15 protein-coding genes are annotated in these 22,572 nt (G+C 64.8%); 11 read left to right on the top strand and 4 right to left on the bottom strand.

The window, feature by feature from the left end:
- The first annotated feature begins 16 nt into the window (after positions 1–16).
- From IFU00_10100 to IFU00_10090, 3 genes are read left to right on the top strand one after another with little or no spacing between them, the layout of a single operon-like run.
- A complete protein-coding gene (locus IFU00_10100) occupies positions 17–421 on the top strand; it encodes a response regulator (GenBank protein MBD8542635.1) in 405 nt (134 codons plus the stop codon).
- A complete protein-coding gene (locus IFU00_10095) occupies positions 418–5,079 on the top strand; it encodes an AAA family ATPase (protein ID MBD8542634.1) in 4,662 nt (1,553 codons plus the stop codon). The genes IFU00_10100 and IFU00_10095 overlap by 4 nt, the downstream gene beginning before the upstream one ends.
- Entirely contained in the window at positions 5,076–5,699 is a 624-nt protein-coding gene (locus IFU00_10090; protein ID MBD8542633.1) for a response regulator transcription factor, read from the top strand. The genes IFU00_10095 and IFU00_10090 overlap by 4 nt, the downstream gene beginning before the upstream one ends.
- A gap of 7 nt (positions 5,700–5,706) precedes the next feature.
- On the opposite strand, the gene IFU00_10085 is transcribed toward IFU00_10090, so the two are convergent.
- From IFU00_10085 to IFU00_10075, 3 genes are all read right to left on the bottom strand, one after another.
- Entirely contained in the window at positions 5,707–6,804 is a 1,098-nt protein-coding gene (locus tag IFU00_10085; GenBank protein ID MBD8542632.1) for a porin, read from the bottom strand.
- A gap of 133 nt (positions 6,805–6,937) precedes the next feature.
- Positions 6,938–7,570 (bottom strand): response regulator transcription factor, encoded by a 633-nt coding sequence (locus IFU00_10080; protein ID MBD8542631.1) that lies wholly within the window; start codon positions 7,568–7,570, stop codon positions 6,938–6,940.
- Positions 7,571–7,624: 54 nt separating this feature from the next.
- Positions 7,625–9,316, bottom strand: a complete 1,692-nt coding sequence (locus IFU00_10075) for a hypothetical protein (protein ID MBD8542630.1) — start codon at positions 9,314–9,316, stop codon at positions 7,625–7,627.
- Between the two features lie 255 nt (positions 9,317–9,571).
- On the opposite strand from IFU00_10075, the gene IFU00_10070 reads away from it, so the two are divergent.
- The 5 genes from IFU00_10070 (at position 9,572) to IFU00_10050 (ending at position 15,894) form a co-directional block, all read left to right on the top strand.
- Positions 9,572–11,362, top strand: coding sequence for an amidohydrolase (locus IFU00_10070; GenBank protein ID MBD8542629.1), 1,791 nt, complete (start codon positions 9,572–9,574; stop codon positions 11,360–11,362).
- A gap of 79 nt (positions 11,363–11,441) precedes the next feature.
- Complete coding sequence (locus IFU00_10065; GenBank protein MBD8542628.1) at positions 11,442–11,825, top strand: OsmC family protein; 384 nt, start codon at positions 11,442–11,444, stop codon at positions 11,823–11,825.
- Between the two features lie 465 nt (positions 11,826–12,290).
- Entirely contained in the window at positions 12,291–13,574 is a 1,284-nt protein-coding gene (locus IFU00_10060) for a NarK/NasA family nitrate transporter (protein ID MBD8542627.1), read from the top strand.
- A gap of 26 nt (positions 13,575–13,600) precedes the next feature.
- Positions 13,601–14,986 (top strand): NarK family nitrate/nitrite MFS transporter, encoded by a 1,386-nt coding sequence (locus tag IFU00_10055; GenBank protein ID MBD8542626.1) that lies wholly within the window; start codon positions 13,601–13,603, stop codon positions 14,984–14,986.
- Positions 14,987–15,171: 185 nt separating this feature from the next.
- The gene (locus IFU00_10050) at positions 15,172–15,894 is read left to right on the top strand and encodes a carbonic anhydrase (GenBank protein ID MBD8542625.1); all 723 of its coding nucleotides are present in this window, start codon (positions 15,172–15,174) and stop codon (positions 15,892–15,894) included.
- A 61-nt stretch (positions 15,895–15,955) separates the two neighbouring features.
- Here IFU00_10050 and IFU00_10045 read toward each other — a convergent pair whose 3' ends face one another.
- Positions 15,956–16,339 (bottom strand): hypothetical protein, encoded by a 384-nt coding sequence (locus IFU00_10045; protein MBD8542624.1) that lies wholly within the window; start codon positions 16,337–16,339, stop codon positions 15,956–15,958.
- A 303-nt stretch (positions 16,340–16,642) separates the two neighbouring features.
- Here IFU00_10045 and IFU00_10040 point away from each other — a divergent pair, with 303 nt between their 5' ends.
- The 3 genes from IFU00_10040 to narJ are packed head-to-tail and all read left to right on the top strand — an operon-like array spanning position 16,643 to position 22,570.
- Positions 16,643–20,338, top strand: coding sequence for a nitrate reductase subunit alpha (locus IFU00_10040; GenBank protein MBD8542623.1), 3,696 nt, complete (start codon positions 16,643–16,645; stop codon positions 20,336–20,338).
- Between the two features lie 25 nt (positions 20,339–20,363).
- Entirely contained in the window at positions 20,364–21,923 is a 1,560-nt protein-coding gene (gene narH, locus IFU00_10035; protein ID MBD8542622.1) for a nitrate reductase subunit beta, read from the top strand.
- Complete coding sequence (gene narJ, locus IFU00_10030) at positions 21,920–22,570, top strand: nitrate reductase molybdenum cofactor assembly chaperone (GenBank protein MBD8542621.1); 651 nt, start codon at positions 21,920–21,922, stop codon at positions 22,568–22,570. The genes narH and narJ overlap by 4 nt, the downstream gene beginning before the upstream one ends.
- Positions 22,571–22,572 lie beyond the last annotated feature (2 nt).

The following is a 22,572-nucleotide window of genomic DNA, read 5'->3' as shown; positions in this document are numbered from 1 at the left end:
CGGGACGGGCAACGGTATGAACCAGCAAGCGAGTGACGATGCAGCACCGGCGCGCATCTGCGTGGTCGACGACGACGCCGCGGTACGCCAGGCCATGGCCAACCTGCTGCAGGCGGACGGCTACGCGACATTCCTGTTCGAGTCCGGCGAAAGCTTCCTCGCATCGCCGCACTTGCCCGACATCGACCTTGTCCTGCTCGACGTCAAGCTGCGCGGCATCAACGGCTTCACGACCCAGGAGCGCTTCGCCGCCATGGGCCTGGCCATTCCCTTGCTGTTCCTGAGCGGTCACAGCGACCGCGACATGGAACTGCGCGCGGCCCGCGCTGGCGCGATCGCGCTGCTGCGCAAACCGGTCGACCCCGACCTGCTGTTCGAGCACATCGAATGTGCCCTCAGCACCCGCAAGCGACCCGGATGACGGCGTCGCCCGATCCGCCTGCCGCGCACGACCTGTCCGGATTGTATGGCCGGGAGTGGCAGCTGGCCCAGCTGGCTGCGGACTTCGGCCGGGTGCGCAGCGAGCGCACCTTCGGGGTGTCGGTCGTGCACGGCCCCTCGGGCATCGGCAAGTCGGCGCTGCTGGCGCGTTTCCTGGCCGACCCCTCTCTGTGCGATGCGACGGTGATCAGCGCCCGGGCCGACCAATACGGGGGAGACGCACCCTATGCGGCACTGGTGGACGGGATGCGCGCGCTGGTGACGGACATCCTCGGGCAGAGCGAAGCCGCGGTAGCACACTGGCGCGGCCGCATCGGCGCCGCTGTGACGGATCCCGAGCTGACGCTTGCGCTGGTGCCGGAACTCGCCCTGTTGCTGGAAGCGGCGACGCGGCAACCGCCCCAAGCTTCCCTGGATGGCGGCGGCCGGTTGGCGGCGGCGGTCCTGCAGCTGTTGCGTGCCTTCGCCAGCGCCGAGCGCCCGCTTGTTATCGTGATCGATAACGCCCATTGGCTCGACCCCGCCGCGGCCACGCTGCTCGAGCAGGTGGTCGGATTGGCCGCCGGGCTGCCGGTGATGCTTCTGATCGGGACCCGCTCGCGTGCCGGCAGTACCCTTGGAGAGGCCGCCGGCCTGGGCCGGCGCCTGGCCGCGCGCGCCGCCTACTACCGCGAGCTGGCGGTCGAGACCCTGTCAGTGACAGAACTGGGGCAGATGCTGGCCGATACCTTCGAGGGCGCGCAGCCGCAGCTGGAACAGCTTGGCGGCCTGGTGCATCACAAAACGGGCGGGCACCCGTATTTCGTGCGGCAGTTCCTACAGGGGTTGACCGACGGTGGCCTGGCGCACTTCGGGGAGACGGGCTGGCAGTTCGACTTCGACGGGATATGGCGGCGCCCCTTCACGGACAATATGCTGGGCCTGGCCCTGCAGGGCCTGATCCAGCTGCCACAGCAACTGCATGAACTGCTCGGCACGATCGCTGTGCTGGGACGGGCGGCCGATCTGGCCCTGCTGTGCGACGTCTCCGGCGCCGAGCCGGAGGCGCTCGACGACATGCTCGCGCCAGCCTTGCGCGCCGATGTGCTGGCACGGCGCGGCGGGAGCTTCGTCTTCACGCATGACCGCCTGCAGGAGGCGGCCTGCGCCATGCTCGAGCCTTCCCGCCGCACCCGGCTGCACTACGCGGCAGCTCTCGTGCTGCTGGCGCGCGCGCGACTCGACGGCCAGGACCGTACCTTGTTTCATGGGGTCGATCACCTGGCGCACGCCGCCGCCCTGGTACCGGCCGCGCAGGCGGTCGAACTGGCAACGCTGGCGTTGCGCGCAGGCCGGCTCGCGCGCCGCGCCTGCGCCTACACTGCGGCCTGCGGCTACCAGCTGCAGGCCCTGGAGCTGCTGACGCGGGTGCCGGCGTCCGTACCGGGCGCCGCGCTCGCCCTCGACATTGAGCTCGAACTGGCCCATGGCCGCTTCCTGACCGGCCAGCTGGACGACTGCGCTGCCCTGGTGCGCAAGCTGCTGGCGACGGTGCCGGACCGGTTCGTCCAGGCCCAGGTACAGTGCCTCGCGGTCGAGCTGGAGGTGCGGCGCGGCCGCTACCGTGAGGCGAGCACCATCGCGCTCGACGCCCTGCGCGGATTCGGGATCGCCATTCCCCTGGAACCGTCGGAGCACGCCTGCGACTGGGCCTACGCCGCGCTGCGCGCGAGGCTGGACGGGCTGGGCAACCTGGCGCCGCTGACGGATCCCGAGGCCCGGATCGTGGTCTCGCTGCTGGCCAGCCTGCTGGTGCCTGCCGCCTTCACGTCGTTGAACCTGCTGTTCATGCAGCTGTGCCACATGCTGGAACTGACCCTGCGGCATGGCATGACGCCGGCATCGGCCGTGTCGCTCGCCTGGCTCGGCGTCGTTGTATGCGAGCGCTACCGCGCGTTTGACGACGGCTTCGCTTATGCGCAGCAGGCGCGCGAGCTGATCGGGCGGCATGGCTACGTTTCGCACGAGGCGCAAGTGCTATTGGCGCTCGACCAGGCCAGCGTCTGGACCCAGCCGCTGGACTTTTCGCTCGATTGCGCCCAGGCCGGCTTCGAAGCCGCGCGCGCGCAGGGAGACTTCACGATCGCTTGCTTCGAAGCCTGCCATCGGACCTGCATCCTGCTGGCGCGAGGCGACCGGCTCGAGGCGGTGCGCGAGGAAATCGAACGCGCGCTGGCCTTCGTCACTCAGGTCGGCTTTGCGGATGTGGAAGCGATCCTGTGCGTGCAGCGCGATGTCGTGGACTGCCTGAGGACGGTCCAGGCGGGCGGCAGCGAGCGAACGGCGCTGCTGTGCCGGCACGAGCAGCCCGGCAACGGCTTTGCCGAATCCATGTCAACGCTGCGCTTCTGGCACTGGCTCTACATCGGCATGCTCGATTACCTGGATGGCGATGACGCGCAGGCCCTGTTCTGCCTGGAGCAGGCCGGGTTGCTCGCTTGGTCGGCGCCAGCGCACCTGCACCAGGCCGACTACCACCTGTTCAGCATCCTTGCCTTGTGCCGCGCGCCTGGCCTGGCCGCTGGCGATGCTGGCGACGCTGGCGTCCGTGCACGTGTTGATGCGCATGTCGCGCAGCTTGCATCCTGGGCCGCCGGCTATCCGCGCGGCTTCGCCGACAAGCTGGCATTGGCCCATGCCGCCGTCCTCGACCGCAGCGGCGAGGCCATGGCCGCGCTCGCGGCCTACGAACACGCGGCGGCGCTGGCGAAGGAGGGCGGCAGCACGCACATCGAAGGAATCGCGCACGAATGTGCTGCGCGGCTGGCCCGGCACGGGGGCCTGGCCACTGCGGCGAGCGCGCACGCCAGCGCCGCGTGCGCGGCCTACCGCCGCTGGGGCGCACTCGGCAAGGTGGCCCGACTCGAGGCTGCCTGTCCGGGGTCGGGCGGCGCGGCCCCTTTGGGCCCGCCCGGCGCCACCGGGGCGATCCGCGACATCGACGGCGTCATTCGTGCGACGCGCGCCCTGTCGGAAGAGATTCACCCGGCGCCACTGGTCAAGGCCTTGATGAGCATTGCACTGGAATATGCGAGCGCCCAGCGCGGCGTGCTCCTGCGGCGCGACGGCGACCGGCTGCAGGTCCAGGCCAGCGCGCGCCTCGGCGCCGACGGCGTCGACATCGACATCGACATGACTCAGGCGACGCCGGGCGAACTGGATCTTCCACTCACGCTCATCCATACCGCCTTGCGCTCGCGCACGGCGGTCAGCGTCAGCGACAGCCAGCGCCCTCCCGGCCATGCGCTCGATCCCTACCTGCGCACTCACCCGCGCTGCGCTGCGATCGCGATTCCCATGATCAAGCGATCGCAACTGGTCGGCATGCTGTATCTCGAGAACCGCCTGTCGTCCAGCGGCTTCACCGGCGAGCATACCCAGTTGCTGTCGCTGCTGGCGGCGCAGGCGGCCGTATCGCTCGAGAATGCGAACCTGTATGCCGAGCTGCTGCAGGAAAACCGCGAGCGGCGCCAGGCCGAGCGTGCCTTGCGGGAAAGCCGCGCAACCCTGCTGCTGGGGGAAGGGATCAACCAGAGCGGGAGCTGGACCTGGGAAATCGAGGACGCCGTGGTCAACTGTTCCCCCGAGTTCCGCCGTATCTTCGGCCTCGATCCCGAGGTGACGTGGATTGCCTTTGACGCCCTGATGGCACGTATCCATCCGGGCGACCGCGCCGGCGCCGCGCACCTGCTGGGCGAAGCCTCCGCCGCCCGCAAGGCGTTTCGTTTCGAGCACCGGATCACGGGGGCCAAGGGGGAAATCCGCCACCTGTCCGTCATCGGGCAGCCGATGGCCGACAACGAGACCGACATCTACGTCGGTACCGTCAGCGACGTCACGCGCCGGAAGACGGAGGAGGCTTCGCTGCAGCGGGCCCAGGAGGAACTGGTGCGCGGCGCCAGGCTGACCACGGTTGGCCAGCTGACGGCTGCGATCGCGCACGAAGTGAACCAGCCGCTGATGTCGATCTCGAGCAATGCAGGCGCCGGCCTGCGCTGGCTGCAGCGCGACACGCCGGCGCTCGATAAGCTGGGCGGCCTGCTGCACGACATCGTCGGCCAGAGCCAGCGCGCCGGCAGGATCATCCAGACCCTGCAGGCGCTGGGACACCAAAGCCCCGTATTCCACCCGGCCCACTTGCATGCGATGATACGGGATGCCCTCGCGCTCGCGCGCGGCGAGCTGGACCGCCATGAAATCAGGGTGATGCTTGACCTGGCAGCCGATCCGGACCGCATCGAGGTCGACGCGGTACAGTTGCAGCAGGTACTGGCCAACCTGCTGGGCAATGCGATCGAGGCGATGGCCACCACCACGGGCCGTGAACGGATCCTGCAGGTGGCGACCGTCTGCGTCCGGGACGGCGTCGAGGTCCAGGTGTCGGACAACGGCGTTGGCGGCTGCGAGGCAGGGCTGGAAGCCATGTTCGAGCCGTTTGTCAGCACCAAGCCCGGGGCGATCGGCATGGGCCTGGCAGTATGCCGATCGATCATCGAAGCCCATGGTGGCAGCATCCGGGCGCAGCCGCGCGCACCGCATGGCTGTCACCTGGTCTTCATCCTGCCATTGACGGCCGACCTGAAAGGAGATTCGCCATGACGGCGCCAATGGTATTCGTGGTGGACGACGACGACGCGGTGCGCGCGTCGATCCTGAACCTGCTTGCGGCCGAGGGTTTCGAGGCGCGCGGGTTCGCAGCCGGTACGGCGTTCATCGGGGCAGCGCGCCCGGATACGGCGGCCTGCCTGGTCTGCGACATGAAGATGCCCGAGCTGGGTGGCCTGGAGGTCGCCGCTGAAATGGCGCGCCAGGGCAGCGACATGCCCATCATCTTCATGACCGGCTTCGGCTCGATTCCGATGACGGTGCAGGCGATGAAGGCCGGCGCCATCGAGTTTCTCACCAAGCCGGTCGCACCGGACGAACTTCTGCGCGCGGTGCGTGACGGCCTGCGCACCGACGAGGCGAACCTGGCGGCGCGCCGGGAAACGTCGCAACTGCGCCAGCGCCTGTCGAGCCTGACCCCGCGCGAGCGCGAAACCATGGAGCTGGTCATCGGAGGTCTGCTGAACAAGCAGGTGGCCGACGCCCTGGGCGTCAGCGAAATCATGGCCAAGACCCACAAGCGCAAGGTGATGGACAAGATGGGCGCGCGCTCCTTGCCCGACCTGGTGCGCTACGCCGAGCGGCTTCAGATCGCAAGGGCGCGCAGCCGCTAGTACGGCCTCAGAATGCGTGCCTGATGCCGAGCGCGGTGCCGCGCAGGTGGGCGCCTGCGACCGGATCCAGCCCGTTGATGGCAAAGTCGACGGTTCCGCGATCATCGTTGTGCAGACGCGTGTGGAAGGCGAACAAGGTGGTGCGACGCGACAGGGCCAGCTCATAGCCAATGGTGGCGTGCACCGCGCCGGTGTCAGGTCCTGCGCTGACGAAGCCGATCCGTTCCCTCGCTGTGCCCTTGCCGTCCTGCGCTTTTGCCACGCCGAGGCTCAGGGTATGCTGGCCAACCTGCCGGGTCGCGGACATGTACCAGGCGTCGCGTCGCAGCGCGCCGCTCTTGGTGCGGTAATCCAGGCGTTCGCCGACCAGTGCCAGGCGCGTCGGGCCGACGCGATAGGCCAGCGCCAGCCTGGTGCCACGGTCATCGCGGGCCGGCCCGTGGTAGTCGCGATGGCGTTCATGCGCCAGTGCCACGTACAGCCGTCCGCGCTCCAGCAGCAGGGCTGCCGAGTCCAGCGCCGGGCGGGCGCCGCCTGCGGGGCGCTCCTTGCTGAAGCCGTGCGCCAGGCGTAGCGACAGGCCCCGCCAGGCCGGCGTCCAGTAATGCAGGCTGTTCTGCTGGCGCCGATCGAAGGAACTGATATCGGAAAGGTTGTCGCTGCTGGGCGCAGCGCCGTTGCCCATGATGCTCATGTAGCCCGCCGTCGTCACGTAGAAGGGATCGAGATCGGCGGTCGAGGCATTGTAGGGCGTGGTCCAGTTGCCGGCAAACAGGGTACCCCAGCGGCTTTCGAGGCCGACACGGGTGTTGCGCGAGGCGAGGGCGCCGGTGCCGGTGTCGGGCGCAACCGCGCCCTCGACCTGCCAGATCAGATGCAGGGTGTCGCCGAGCGGGGCGTTGCCGCGCAGCCCGATCACCGAGCGGTAGTTCGCCAGCCGCGTCAGGCGCGCTGCGGCAGGGGGCGAGCGGCCAGCTTGCGCCGATTCCAGGCCGAGATTGAGGCGCCCGTACATCTGGACCGTGTCGGACTGGGCCCGGGCGGCCGAGCCAAGGCAAAAGGGAAGAATGGCGAGTATGCCTGTTGGGAGAAGTCGTGTTTTCATGGTCGATCGATGCCGTGGTGATGAATAGCTGCGGACCATGGCTGCAAGGTCCGTCACGTCTATCCTACGGCGGCGCCGCGCAGCGCGACCCTGCCGAATGACGGGGTCGCACTGCGTGCAAGGCGGACGGGCGCTACAGGGTGATGTAGCCGCGCTTGATGGCCAGGGTCACCGCGTGGGTGCGGTCGCTCGCGCCCAGCTTGACGAGCACGGTGCTCATGTGGCTCTTGACGGTGGGTTCGCTGATGGTGAGGATGGCGCCGATCATGCGGTTGGAATTGCCGTTGGCAGCAAGACGCAGCACCTCGAGTTCGCGCGCAGACAGCTTGTCGGCAGGGAAGTGGCCATCAACCTCATCCTGGGCCACCTTCGCGATGACGCTCGCGCCCTGGTAGACGTGGCGTACCGTATGAGCGAGTTCGGCCGCGGTCACGTCCTTGAGCAGATAGCCGGTGGCACCCGCCTTCAGTGCGGCGATCACGCGCGCGTCACCGCTGAAGGTCGTCAGCACAATGATGCGTGCATCGGGATGCAAGGCGCGGATCGCCACAATCGCCTCGAGCCCATCCTTGACCGGCATTTGCAGGTCCATCAGCGTCACGTCCGGCCGGTGGCGAGCGAACTGGGCGATGGCTTCGGCGCCATTGCTGGCCAGGCTGACGATGTCCATGCCGCCCTGGGCGCGCAGGGTGGCGGCAATCCCGTCACGCATCATGGGGTGGTCGTCGGCGATCATCACGCGGATCGGCTGGTCGGGATGGTTCATGTGTCCATGTCGATGTGGGCAAGCTGTAAAACGAATAACAGTCTGGCGCGGCTTTCAGCCCAGGTCAAGCCGGCCTGGGTGCATGGGAACAATGAAGTGGAAACAGGCACCCCGGGGCTGCCCCGGCTCGTAGGCGATCCGCCCCCCGTGTGCGCGCACGATGGCCAGGCAGATTGCCAGTCCCAGGCCGGTACTGCCGGGCTTGGTGGTGAACAGACTACCGAACACGCGCTCGCGGTGGTGCAAGGGGACGCCGGGGCCGTTGTCGCTAATGCGCACTTCCACCTCGTGGCTGCCATGCGGGCGCGTGGCGATACTGATTTGTTTCGGTCCGGTCGGTGCGCTGGAGCCGGTCAACGCCTCGATCGCATTCACGAGCAGGTTGGTCATGACCTGCTGCAGCTGGGTGGCATTGGCGTGAATCGTGGTCTCACCCAGGCCCAGCGCAACCTTCACGTCGATGCCTTCCTTGCGCATGCGGCGCTGCAGGAGCTGGAGAACGTCGCGCGCGGTCTGGTCGACCTTCACCTGCCCCATATCGTTATGTCGGTGCGCCGCGAGCCGCTGCATGCTGCGCACGATCTCGCCGGCGTGCCGCCCGGCGTCGCTGATCAGGGCGATCGATGAAAGGGCGCGGTCAATGTCCGGCTCAGCCTTGCGCAGCCATTTCCTTGCCGCCGCGGCGTGCAGCGAAATTGCCGCCAGCGGCTGGTTGACCTCGTGCGCGATCGACAAGCCGAGTTCACCGAGGCCGGCCGCTTGAACCGCATGCGCCTCCATCGGCAAACTGGGCGATTCGCCCGCGTGGCCGGACTCCACCAGGCCCCACCGTGACCGCAGGCAGGCACGCCGGCCGTGGGCCCCCCAGTGGCCGTGGCTGGTAAGCGCGGCCTGCCGGAAGTGGCTGGTGACCGAGGCCAGGCCGCAAGCATGGGTCAGGTGCGCCGCTTCTTCCCAGGCCAGGGCAGCCATCCAGTGCCGCCCCTGGCCGGTGGCCGCGTCGGCCGCCGCCTCATAACCGCGCAAGGCGGCCAGGACATCGCCGTTGTGCCGCGCGTGCGCCGCATCGGCCAGCAGGGAAAAGCTGGCGGCATTGGCCGGGTGCAGCCAGGCCATGCGGCGCAGCTCCGCACAATGGATGTCCGGCTTGCAGTCGGCGCCAGCATCCATGTTGCGCGACGTGGCCAGCGCAGCGAACAGGTGGAAACTCATGCGCTCTGCCGGAGGCTGCGGTGCAGCGGCGAGGGCGCGGGCGCGGGCGATGGCGTTCATGGCTTGGGTTTGCGCACCCGCATACCAGGCTGTTTGCAGGACGGTGAGCCAGTGGCCGAAGCGATGTTCAAGCATCGCGCCATCGGGTGCGGTAGATGCCACCGCCTCGTCGCCGACCAGCAGGATGTCCACCAGCGCGGCGCGGCCGGCCAGTTCCGCCCGGTCCTGCGCGCCCGCGGGCCGGCGCCTTGCCTGGGCCAGGCGGCCCGCCAGTTCCGGCAAGGGCATGCCTGCCGCAAACCCGGTACTCGCAAGGCAGAGCGCAGCGCAGGCCGGCGCTGCGTCATCTTCGCAGATGGATGCCAGTTCGCAGGCCGCCTGTTCTAGGCTGGCCATGACCGACGTGACCATTGCCGCCAGCTGCCAGGCCGCATCGGGCTTGCGGCTGACCGCGCTTGCGCTAGATGACGCCGCATGTGGGTGTGGATCACGCAGGGGCCGGACTGACAGGGCAGTGTGTGGAACCTGGTTCATGGGATGGGACGTGCTTTCATCGAGTGAACAATCTGGGGCGGGGCGCAGAAGGTCGCCGCCGATTGATTATGGCTGCTTGCGTTGACATATCATTCATACGATAGTTCTATGCGCGTGTGTTTTTGCAGGGCCCGGATGCCCGAAGAGCCGACTGCGCTGCCGTCCGCCCCCGCAAAATGACAGGGGCCGGCCAGGTGCTACGCTGCTATGGTAAGAAAAGCATGCATCTCGCTTGATACCAACGAAAGAAGCGCCATGAACCACACCATCCCATCCCGTCGTACCGGCGTCCATGCGGCGTTGCTGGCCTCCGGCCTGCTGGCCGCAGCGGCGGCCCAGGCCCAGGCCGATCTGATCCTCACCAACGGCAAGATTGCCACCATGGTCCGCGAGAGCGAGTTCGTCCAGGCCGTCGCGGTCAAGGACGGCAAGGTGCTGGCAACGGGAAGCAATGCCGCTGTGCTGAAGCACAAGACCGCCACGACCCGGGTCATCGACACCGGCGGGCGCACCGTGATTCCCGGCCTGAACGATTCCCACACCCATGTGATCCGCGAAGGCCTGAACTACAACATGGAGCTGCGCTGGGACGGCGTGACATCGCTCAAGCGCGCGCTCGACATGCTGAAGGAGCAAGCTGCGCGCACGCCGGAAGGCGAATGGGTGAAGGTGGTGGGTGGCTGGAACGAGTACCAGTTCGAGGAAAAGCGCTTGCCGACGCTGGAGGAGATCACTGCGGCCGTGCCCGATCGGCCGGTTTTCGTTCTCTACCTGTACGGCTTGGGCTTCCTGAACAGGAAAGGCATCGAGACGCTCGGCTACACCAGCGAGACGAAGTACAAGGATGGCGTGGTGGAGCTGGACGCCAACGGCGATCCGACAGGGCGCCTGATCGCCAAGCCGAGTGCGCTGATCCTGTACTCGACGCTGGCCAAGACCAACAAGCTCAGCCGCGAAGATCAGGTCAATTCCACGCTGCACTACTACCGCGAACTCAACAGGCTGGGCGTGACCAGCGTCATCGATGCTGGCGGCGGCTTCCAGAACTACCCGGACGACTATGGCGTGACGATCGGGCTGGCGCGCGAGGGCAAGCTCACCGTGCGCACCGCCTACTACCTGTTTGCCCAGCGTCCCGGCAAGGAACTGGAAGACTTCCAGCGCTGGATCGGCATGACCCACCCAAAGAAGAACGACCACATGTTCTATCCGAATGGCTTCTCGGCGGAAGGTGCGGGCGAGAACCTGGTCGCCAGCGCGGCCGACTTCGAAAACTTCCTGGAACCACGTCCCGACCTGCCAACCCACATGGAGGACGAGCTGGAGCAGGTGGTCAGCCTGCTGGTGCAGAAGCGCTGGCCGTTCCGGCTGCACGCCACCTACGGTGAAAGCATCGACCGCGACCTGGCGGTGATCGAGAAGGTCAACGCGACAACGCCGCTGAACGGGCTGCGCTTCATTGTCGACCACGCGGAGACCGTCACCGACGCCCAGCTGGCGCGCATCAAGAAGCTGGGTGGCGGCATCGCAGTCCAGGACCGCATGCACTTCCAGGGCGAGAGCTACTGGAAGCGCTATGGCGCGCAGACGCGCCAGATGCCACCGATTCGCAAGATGCTGGACATGAGGATCCCGGGCGGCCTGGGTACCGATGGCACACGGGTGTCGAGCTATAACCCCTGGCCGTCGCTGTATTGGGCCGCCACTGGCAAGACTGCTGGCGGCATGTCGACCTGGCAGGCGAGGGATGTACCAAGCCGCTATCAGGCCCTGAGGTTGATGACCACGGGTTCGGCCTGGATGAGCGGCGAAGAGAAGCTCAAGGGAACGATTCGGCGTGGCCGGTATGCCGACTTCGTGGTCCTGCCCCAGGACTACTTCACGATGGAGGCGGAAGGCATCAAGCGCCTGGAGAGCCTGTTGACCGTGGTGAACGGCACGGTGGTCTACGGCGCCGGTCCTTATTCGCCGCTGAATCCGCAAATGCCGCCTGTGTCGCCGGCGTGGAGCCCGGTGGCTGTCTACGGCGGCTATCAGAACCGCTGAAGGCTGGCAGCCGCAGTTCTTGCGCGCATGGCGTCCTGCGCTCGCGACTGAAACGTCACAACGAACAGGGAGATATCAAATGGAGATCGTCACGCATCACGGCGAAGGCAAGCTGCAACAGATTATCGAGGTTGGATCGCATCGCCTCACTGCGGATGCGTCGGTTGAGGCGGGAGGCGAAGCGACCGGCCCCGAGCCTCACGACCTGCTGGCGGCAGCAATGGGCGCATGTACCGCGCTTACAGTGACAATGTATGCGCGACGCAAGGGTTACAAGCTTGACGATGTGAATGTGCATATCAGCCACGGTCAGCAGGACGGGTCCTATGCATTTACCCGGAGTATTCATTATGTCGGTGAATTGAGCAGCGAAGAAAGGGCGCGCCTTACCGACATTGCGAACAAATGTCCGGTGCATAAGACGCTCGCGGGAACGATACAAATCGTGACGAATGAGAGTTGAGCCTGCATGGCTTGTCGCATGTGTTTTCATCCGCATCCAGAGGTTCCAATTACACCTGTCTCATTACTTTCAGAAGGTTCACGCGATTCATTGACAAAACTGTCTAAGCCAACTGACAGAACAATCTGGTGCTTGGGGAAAGTAACAGCGAAGATCTCGGCCGCTCAGCTAAAACACTTGCGCCGTTGCGACCGAATTCCCCACTGGCTGCACCGGCGCGTATCAATGCGGAAATGATATTCCAGGCCGAATATTCGATCGGCTTTGTACCTGGTATAGACATATTGAGACCGATTGACGCCGGGCGCTGAAGTGATGTGCCGGCGGCTTGCAGGTGCGTCAGTTCCCGGGCAAGGCGCCAATTGCCGTGATGGCCTAGTCAGTTTGACGGATGCGGCTAGGCCGCTTGCCATTCGTATTCACCCTTCCTGCCAATTGGCGCGGGTACACGCGCCCACTAAGCTCATGCGATCCCCAAGGCGTCAGGAGAATCACGTGGCAAGCAAAAGCAAGGCAGGGCAGGTACTGGCCAGCAGCACGATATCGTTCACGATCTGTTTCGCAATCTGGATGATGTTCGCGGTGCTTGGCATTCCCATCAAAGCGATGCTGGGCCTGAACGAAACGCAGTTTGGCCTGTTGGCAGCGATGCCGGTACTGAGCGGGTCGCTGGTACGTGTACCGCTGGGCATCTGGTGCGACAAATATGGCGGACGGATCGTGTTCTTCCTGCTGATGCTGGTATCGGTGATCCCGATCTACCTGATCGGCAAGGCGACCGCATACTGGCAATTTTTGGTGCTGGGCCTGATCGTGGGTATCGTTGGCGGCTCGTTCTCGGTCGGCACGCCGTATGTGGCGCGCTGGTTCTCGAAAGAGCGCCGCGGACTTGCGATGGGTATCTTCGGGGCCGGCAACTCCGGTTCCGCGCTCACCAAATTCGTCGCACCGGCGATCATCGCTGCCTACGGATGGCAGATGCTGCCTACAGTGTATGCCGTGACGCTCCTCGTGACGGCAATCCTGTTCTGGCTATTCAGCGCGACCGATCCCGCGCACCAGAGCGGCGCCAGTGTGCCGTTCTCGGAACAGATGAAGGTGCTGAAGGACCCGCGCGTGTGGCGCTATTGCCAATACTACTCGGTGGTGTTCGGCGGCTATGTAGCGTTGGCGCTCTGGATGACCAAATACTACGTCGGCGAATACGGGTTCGATCTGCGTCTGGCGGCCTTGCTGGCTGCATGCTTTTCGCTGCCAGGCGGCGTGCTGCGTGCGCTGGGCGGCTGGATTTCGGACCGTTACGGCGCCTATAAGGTCACCTGGTGGGTGATGTGGGTGTGCTGGGTCTGTTTCTTCCTGCTGTCGTATCCGCCGACCAGCATGGCCATCAAGACGGTCAACGGCGAAATGAACCTGAGCCTGGCACTGACACCGTGGATGTTTACCGGCCTGCTGTTCATCGTCGGTACGGCGATGGCGATCGGCAAGGCGTCAGTCTTCAAATTCATCGGCGACGAATACAGCGACAACATCGGCGCCGTCTCCGGCGTAGTGGGTCTGGCCGGCGGACTGGGCGGCTTTGTCCTGCCCATCCTGTTCGGTGTGCTGCTGGACCTCACCGGTGTCCGGTCGAGCGCCTTCATGCTGCTCTACGGCACCGTCTGTGTATCGCTGATCTGGATGCACTTCTCATTCAAGCCAGATGCCGCTGTGGCGCCTGGTGCTGCAGCACTGCGCGCGGCTGCCTGACTTTCAATCGCAATCTGGAGACATTCATGAGCAAATATGTGATCAACGCCTGGGAACCGGAAAATCCAGCGTTCTGGCACGACGGGGGCAGTGCAACTGCCAATCGCAACCTGTGGCTGTCCATTCCGGCGCTGGCATTGGCCTTCGCCATCTGGATGGTGTGGAGTGTGGTGGTCGTCAACCTGCCCGCTATTGGTTTTCAATACAGTACCAATCAGCTGTTCTGGCTGACTGCGTTGCCCGGCCTGTCGGGTGCGACACTGCGCATTTTCTATTCGTTCATGGTGCCTATCTTTGGCGGCCGCAAGTGGACCACGATTTCGACAGCCTCGCTGTTGATCCCGGCCATCGGCATTGGTTTTGCCGTGCAGGATGTCACCACCGGCTACCCGACCATGCTCCTGCTGGCCTTGCTGTGCGGCTTTGGCGGCGGCAATTTTGCTTCGTCGATGGCGAATATCAGCTTTTTCTACCCGAAGGCGAAAAAGGGCTATGCACTCGGCATGAATGCCGGCCTGGGGAATCTGGGCGTATCGGTCGTGCAGTTCGTCGTGCCGATGGTCATTATTGCCGGCGTGTTCGGCGCTGTTGGCGGAGCGCCCCAGCAGGCAATCAAGGCCGGAACGACGAGCACGCTGTGGCTACAGAACGCCGGCTTCATCTGGGTGCCATTCATCGTCGCCAGTACCGTGCTGGCATGGTTCGGCATGAACGACCTGGCCTCGGCCAAGGCCTCGTTTGCCGAGCAGGCCGTCATCTTCAAGCGCAAGCACAACTGGCTCATGTGCTGGCTTTACACCGGGACATTCGGCTCGTTCATCGGCTATTCGGCTGGTTTTCCGCTGCTGATCAAAACCCAGTTCCCGGATGTCAATCCACTGCAATATGCCTTTCTGGGGCCGCTTGTCGGTGCGCTTGCGCGGGTACTGGGCGGAATCGTCGCTGACAAACTGGGTGGCGCGCGCGTGACCGTGTGGACGTTTGCCGGCATGATCGCGGCTGCCTACGGCGTGATCTGGTTCCTGCCAAACGCCGGCACGAACGGCGACTTCACCGGTTTCTTCTGGATGTTCATGCTGCTGTTCGCCGGCACCGGCGTGGGTAACGCATCGACGTTCCGCATGATTCCCGTAATCTTCCTGACCGAACACCAGCGCGCGGCCAAGGGCAAGAGCATCGCGCTCCAGCACCAGGCGGTCGCCGATGCAAACAAGGAAGGCGCTGCAGTGCTGGGCTTCACGTCGGCGGTGGCGGCTTATGGCGCATTCTTCATTCCCAAGAGCTACGGCACCTCGATCGCACTGACCGGCAGCGCCGATGCAGCCCTGTGGTGCTTCATCGGCTTCTATGTCAGCTGCATCGTCATTACCTGGTGGTGTTACGCGCGCAAGGACGCGGACATGCCATGTTGATGGCGCTATGGCAGGTTTCTTTGCCACCTCTGCAGCCACTGCCATTCGATGCGGAACTCGTGCGCAAGCCAACGCAATCAGGGCCGCGTTAATCGTCGTATCCGACCGTGACGACCCGGACTTTGCCACGGGTGCATGACGACGCTATGCCGGCTGATGCAATCACGCCACCAAGGAGAACGTCGGTGCACGATATTGAAAAGTTTGTGCACGGTTTCACATGCTTCCAGCAGCAATACTTCAGTGAGCCGCAGAACGTGCCTGACAGTTTGCGGGCCGGGCAGCGTCCAGCCACGCTGGTCATCGGGTGCTGCGATGCACGCGTCGATCCCATGCTGCTGACCGGCAGCCTGCCGGGTGAGCTGTTCGTGGTGCGCAATATCGCCAACCTGGTGCCGCCATGTACGCCGCAGGCGCCGCCTGGCGTCAGTTCGGCGATCGAATTTGCCATTTGCAATCTCGAGGTCGCGCGTGTCATCGTACTGGGTCATTCGCATTGCGGCGGAATCCGCGCCCTGATGGGCCCGCGCACGCCAGTGGCCGAGACGGATTTCGTCGGTCAGTGGATGCGCATTGCAGAGCCGGTAGCGCGCCAGGTGAGGCGCGACCTGGCGCACCGCAGCAGCGCCGAGCAGCACAAGGCTTGCGAGTTCGCCAGCATTCTGCAGTCGCTCGACAATCTGCTGACCTACCCGTGGTTGAAGCGCCGCGTCGAACAGGGACTGGTCAAGCTGCACGGGTGGTATTTCGATATCGAGGCAGGTGCGTTGATGGCCTATTCTGCGCGGCAGCAGCGATTCTTGCCGCTTGTGTGTCCGCTGGTACCGCGCCGCGATGTGCAGCTTGGGCAGGTGGACAAGAGCGCTCTGCCGTGGACGGACAGCGTGGAGGCTGCGCGCGCAGCTTGAGCCCCCGGCGTGGCGCCGCGTTGCCAGCGCCGCTGCGGTCGGTTGCAGGGCGCGGCGGGCGTCAGGCGTAGCGCAGTACGGCGCCACCGCGGCCGAACGCGGCAAACCGGTCCATCTGACCGGCCCGGATGTAACTCACCATCTTCTCCAGTGCTGCGTCGGTGCGTCGGCTGTCCGGCAGCAGGCCACCAGCGCCACCGAGCGTGCTCACCAGCACGACATCCCAGTGCATGCCCAACTTGCTGGCCTCCGCTTCGAGGTTGGCGAATGTATCGAGCTCCCCGACCTGCTTGGCCACACACATGACCGGGACCAGAGTCTGGCGTGGGGCGGCCGCCGTGGGCCCCGGTTCGGCCTCTGACGCGGCAAAGGCCAGCAGCAACCGTTGTGGCTCGTCCTGCATTGCTGCTGCAACCAGCAGCCCTTCGAAACTGTCGATAGTCATCATTGATTCCTGTTGATCTGCGGCGCGCGGCAAAGTGACGGCACCCTGACCCTTATAGCCTGCCCGCCCAGGCCTGCCAATCGGTGGCAGTAACTAGTGCGGGTAGTCCTTTTGGCACAGGCGGCGCACGCCTAGTCATAAAGGTGTACGCCGGACTAGTTCCTCTCGCATCCGGATGCGGGCTTCTTGCCGATACCGGGAAACAGTCGTGCTCCGTAGACTGATTTCATCGGCGGTCCATGCAGCGTGCGTGGGACCGAATTCATTTCCTGGCCCGGCACGCGGCGCCAGCGAGGAGGCAGCATGAGTCATTTTCTGGATCGACTGAAGTTTTTCAGCAAGACCACATCGACGTTCTCGGACGGCCACGGCGCCGCCGTCGACGAAGACCGCACGTGGGAGAACACCTATCGCCAGCGCTGGCAGCATGACAAGATCGTGCGCTCCACGCACGGCGTGAACTGCACCGGCTCGTGCAGCTGGAAGGTGTACGTCAAGAACGGCCTGATCACGTGGGAAACCCAGCAGACCGACTATCCCCGTACCCGGCCCGACCTGCCCAACCACGAACCGCGCGGTTGTCCGCGCGGCGCCAGCTATTCGTGGTACGTGTATTCGGCGCAGCGCGTCAAGTATCCGATGGTGCGCGGCCGCCTGATGGAGATGTGGCGCGAAGCACGCCTGACGATGGACCCGGTCACAGCCTGGGACTACATCAGCCAGGATCCGGAACGTGCGGCGCGGTACAAGTCGGTGCGCGGCCTGGGCGGTTTCGTGCGCGCCACCTGGGACGAGAGCAACGAGATCATCGCCGCCGCCAATGCGCTGACGATCAAGAAATACGGCCCTGACCGCATTGTCGGCTTTTCGCCGATCCCTGCGATGTCGATGGTCAGCTACGCGGCCGGCACGCGCTACCTGTCGCTGATCGGCGGCGTGGCATTGAGTTTCTATGACTGGTACTGCGATTTGCCGCCGGCCAGCCCGCAAGTCTGGGGCGAGCAGACCGACGTGCCCGAATCGGCCGACTGGTACAACTCGACCTATCTGATGGTATGGGGATCGAACGTGCCGATGACGCGCACACCCGACGCCCACTTCTATACCGAAGTGCGCTACAAGGGGACCAAGACCGTGGCCGTGTCGTCCGACTTCGGCGAGATGGCCAAGTTCGGCGACATCTGGCTGGCGCCGAAGCAGGGCACCGACGCGGCGCTGGCCATGGCCATGGGCCACGTCATCCTCAAGGAGTTCCATGCCCAGAGCCAGTCGCAGTATTTCAAGGACTACGCCAAGCAGTTCACCGACTTCCCGATGCTGGTGTTGCTCACCGAGCAGAATGGCTACCTGGCGCCCGAGTATTTTCTGCGCGCCTCGCACCTGGCACACAATCTCGACGAGACCAACAACCCGGACTGGAAGACGCTTGTCATCGACGACGCCAGCGGCGACATCGTGGCACCGGCCGGCTCGATTGGTTTCCGCTGGGGCGAGTCGGGCAAGTGGAATCTGGAGATGAAACAGGGCGGGAACGGCCAGCCCATCGATCCACGCCTGTCGCTCATCGACAGCAGCGACGCGGTGGTCTCAGTCGGCTTTCCGTACTTTGGCGGCCGCGATGCCAACGACATGTTGCCACGCAACGTACCGGTCAAGCGGGTCACGCTGGCCGATGGCCGCAGCGTGCTCGTGGCCACCGTGTTCGACCTGACCCTGGCTAACTACGGCATCGACCGCGGCCTGGGCGGCGGCAACGTGGCCACGAGCTTTGACGACGATGTGCCGTACACGCCGGCATGGCAGGTCAAGCACACCGGCGTGAAGGCAGCCGACGTGATCACCGTGGCCCGCCAGTTCGCGCAGAATGCCGACCAGACCCGCGGCAAGAGCATGGTCATCGTCGGCGCGGCGCTGAATCACTGGTACCACATGGACATGACGTACCGGGGCATCATCAATATGCTGATGATGTGCGGCTGCGTCGGCCAGTCGGGCGGCGGCTGGGCCCACTACGTCGGCCAGGAAAAGCTGCGCCCGCAAACGGGCTGGACCCCGCTTGCCTTCGCGCTCGACTGGAACCGGCCGATGCGCCAGATGAACGGCACCTCGTTCTTCTATGCGCACACGAGCCAGTGGCGCCACGAAAAGCTGCACACCGAAGAAATCTCGTCGCCACTGGCGGGGGATGACGTGGCGCCAATGAGTCTGCTCGATTACAACGCCAAGGCCGAGCGCATGGGCTGGCTACCGTCCGCGCCGCAGCTGCAAACGAACCCGCTGGATGTGGCGCGTGCCGCCCTTGCTGCGGGCAAGACGCCGGCCGACTACGCGCTGGCCCAGATCAAGGCCGGCAATCTCGAATTCTCGTGCGACGACCCCGATAATCCTGCGAACTTCCCGCGCAATATGTTCGTCTGGCGCTCGAACATCCTGGGCAGCTCCGGCAAGGGCCACGAATACTTTCTGAAATACCTGCTCGGCACGCAGAACGCGCTGATGAGCAACGAAGACGATTGCATCAAGCCGCGCGACGTCAAAGTACGTCCCGCCGCTGAAGGCAAGCTCGATTTGCTGGTGGTCCTGGACTTTCGCATGTCCACGACCTGCCTGTATGGCGACATCGTGCTGCCGACCGCCACCTGGTACGAAAAGGACGACCTGAACACGTCCGACATGCACCCGTTCATTCATCCGCTATCCGAGGCCGTGCAACCATTGTGGCAGTCACGCTCGGACTGGGACATCTATAAGGGCATTGCCGAGAAATTCAGCGAGATCGGCGGCGCGTTACTGGGCATCCAGCACGATCTGGTGCTCACGCCACTGATGCACGATACCCCGGGCGAGCTGGGCCAGCCGTTCGATCCGAAAGACTGGCGTGCCGGCGAGTGCGAGCCGATTCCGGGCAAGACCATGCCGAACATGACGGTCGTGGAGCGCGACTATGCGCAGATCTACAAGAAGTTCACGTCGGTCGGGCCGCTGCTCGAATCGGCCGGCAACGGCGGCAAGGGCATCGCCTGGAAGACCGGCCATGAGGTCGAGGTGCTGCGCGGCGTGAACCGCGTGGTGACGGAAGAAGGTGTCTCGAAGGGCCAGCCGCGCCTGGACACGGCGATCGATGCCTGCGAAATGATCCTGTCGCTCGCACCGGAAACCAACGGCCACGTGGCAGTCAAGGCCTGGGCCGCGCTGTCGGCCATGACGGGCCGCGACCATACCCATCTTGCGCTGCCGCGCGAGCACGACACGATCCGCTTCCGCGATGTGCAGGCCCAGCCGCGCAAGATCATTTCGTCGCCGACCTGGTCGGGCCTGGAATCGGAAGAGGTCAGCTACAACGCCTGCTATACCAATGTGCATGAAATGATCCCGTGGCGCACGTTGACCGGCCGCCAGCAGTTCTACCAGGACCACCGCTGGATGCGCGACTTCGGCGAAGGCCTGTGTGTCTACAAGCCGGCGATCGACACCAAGACCACGGCGGCCATGCTGGGCGCCAGCCCGAACGGCAACCGCGAAATCGCGCTGAACTTCATCACGCCGCACCAGAAGTGGGGAATTCACTCGACCTACTCGGACAATCTGCGCATGTTGACGCTCTCGCGCGGCGGGCCGCACGTGTGGCTGTCCGAAACCGACGCCAAGGCGGCCGGCATCGTCGACAACGACTGGCTCGAGGTGTTCAACGTGAATGGCACGCTGACGGCGCGCGCCGTCGTCAGCCAGCGCGTCCCCGAAGGCATGACGATGATGTACCACGCCCAGGAAAAGATCATCAATGTGCCGGGTGCGGAGATCTCGGGCAAACGGGGCGGCATCCACAACTCGGTCACGCGCACCGTGACCAAGCCGACCCACATGATCGGCGGCTATGCGCAGCTGTCCTGGGGCTTCAATTATTACGGCACGGTCGGCTCGAACCGGGATGAATTTGTCCTGGTTCGCAAGATGAACAAGGTCGACTGGCTGGAAGGCCCGTTGGAGCAACCGGCATGAGCGCGTCACCATCAAGGAGCACAGAATGAAAATCAGAGCGCAAATCGGCATGGTCCTGAACCTGGACAAGTGCATCGGCTGCCACACCTGCTCGGTCACCTGCAAGAACGTCTGGACCAGCCGCGATGGCGTCGAATACGCCTGGTTCAACAACGTCGAAACCAAGCCCGGCATCGGTTACCCGAAGCAGTGGGAAAACCAGGACAAATGGCAGGGCGGCTGGCGTCGCACCGCCGCCGGCAAGCTTGAGCCGCGTCAGGGCAGCCGCCTGAAAATCCTGGCCAACATCTTCGCCAATCCGAACCTGCCGCAGATCGACGAGTACTACGAGCCGTTCACGTACGACTACGAGCGCCTGCAGAATGCGCCGTTGTCCGAAACGCCGCCGACTGCGCGGCCCATCTCGGTGTTGACCGGCAAGACGATGGAAAAGATCGAGTGGGGCCCGAACTGGGAAGACGATCTGGGCGGCGAATTTGCCAAGCGCAGCCAGGATCAGCTGTTCAACAATATGCAGAAGGAGATGTACGGCACGTTCGAGAACACCTTCATGATGTACCTGCCACGCCTGTGCGAGCATTGCCTGAACCCGACCTGCGTGGCGTCGTGCCCATCCGGCTCGGTCTACAAGCGCGAGGACGATGGCATCGTGCTGATTGACCAGGACAAGTGCCGCGGCTGGCGCATGTGCATCTCGGGCTGCCCGTACAAGAAGATCTATTACAACTGGTCGTCCGGCCAGGCCGAGAAATGCACGTTCTGCTATCCGCGCATCGAGGCCGGCCAGCCGACCGTGTGCTCGGAAACCTGCGTCGGGCGTATCCGCTATCTGGGCGTGCTGCTGTACGACGCGGGCAAGATCGAAGAAGCCGCATCGGTGGCCGATCCGCGCGACCTGTATCCGTCGCAGCTGGGTCTGTTCCTCGATCCGCACGACCCGGCGATCATCGCCGAGGCGCGCCTGCAGGGCATTCCGGACAGCTGGCTGGACGCCGCCAAGCGCTCGCCCGTCTACAAGATGGCGGTGCAATGGAAGGTGGCATTCCCGCTGCACCCGGAATACCGCACGCTGCCGATGGTCTGGTATATCCCGCCACTCTCGCCGATCCAGGCGGCCGCCGAATCGGGCCGCATGGGCCGCAACGGCATCCTGCCCGATACGCAGAGCCTGCGCATTCCCGTGCAATACCTGGCCAACCTGCTCACGGCCGGCGACGGGCCGCCGATCGTGCGGGCACTCGACCGCATGCTGGCGATGCGTGCCTACATGCGCAGCAAGACCGTCGAGAAAGTCGTCAACCTGGACGTGCTCGAACAGGTGGGGCTGGACCAGGCCACCGTCGAGGACATGTACCACATCATGGCCATTGCCAATTATGAAGACCGCTTCGTGATCCCGAGCAGCCACAAGGAGATGGCGGAAGACAGCTTCAACGAGAAGGGCAGTTGCGGCTTCAGCTTCGGCAACGGCTGCGCCGATGGCGTGAGCGAGCCGAGCCTGTTCGGCAAAAAGAAGCAGGGCTCGACCATCTTCATGGCGATGCCACGGTCGCGCAAGAAAGCTGTAACCCAGGAACCATCATGAAAACCTACCAAGTTCTGTCCGCACTGCTGCAATACCCCGAGCGCGCGCTGTGCGAGGCGCTGCCCGAACTGAGCGCAGCCCTGGCGCCGCACGAGGGCGCCCTGAGCCGGCTCGCCCCGTTGTTTGCGCACCTGGCGGCAACGCCGCTGATCGACCTGCAGCAGCAGTATGTGATGACGTTCGACCGCAATCCGTCGCACTCGCTGCACCTGTTCGAGCACATTCACGGCGAATCGCGCGACCGTGGCCAGGCGATGGTCGACCTGCTGGCCGAGTACAGCCGCCATGGTTTGCAGATGGTCGGCAACGACCTGCCCGACTTCGTGCCGCTGTTCCTCGAATTCATCGGCCAGCAAAGTGACGACGAAGCTGCCCGCCTGCTGGGCGATGCGATCCATGTGCTGGCCCACATCGGCGGCAAGCTCGCCGCGAATGCCAGCCCATATGCATGCGTGTTCGCGCTGCTCGAAACGATGAGCCCGGTTGCTGCGGAGGCGCTCACCGAGCCGCCCGTGCGCGACATGGACGAAGCGCTGGAAACCTTTGGCCCTGGCGCAGACGGGGTCGAGCCCCTGCTCAAGACGATGACCGGCGGGGCCCAACCGATCAACTTCTATCCGAAGGCCGCTGCCACGCAGCGCCCTTGAAG

This window comes from Oxalobacteraceae sp. CFBP 8761 (assembly GCA_014841595.1).
Taxonomy (GTDB): Bacteria; Pseudomonadota; Gammaproteobacteria; order Burkholderiales; family Burkholderiaceae_D; genus Telluria.
This window is presented reverse-complemented; position numbering and strand designations above follow the sequence as displayed.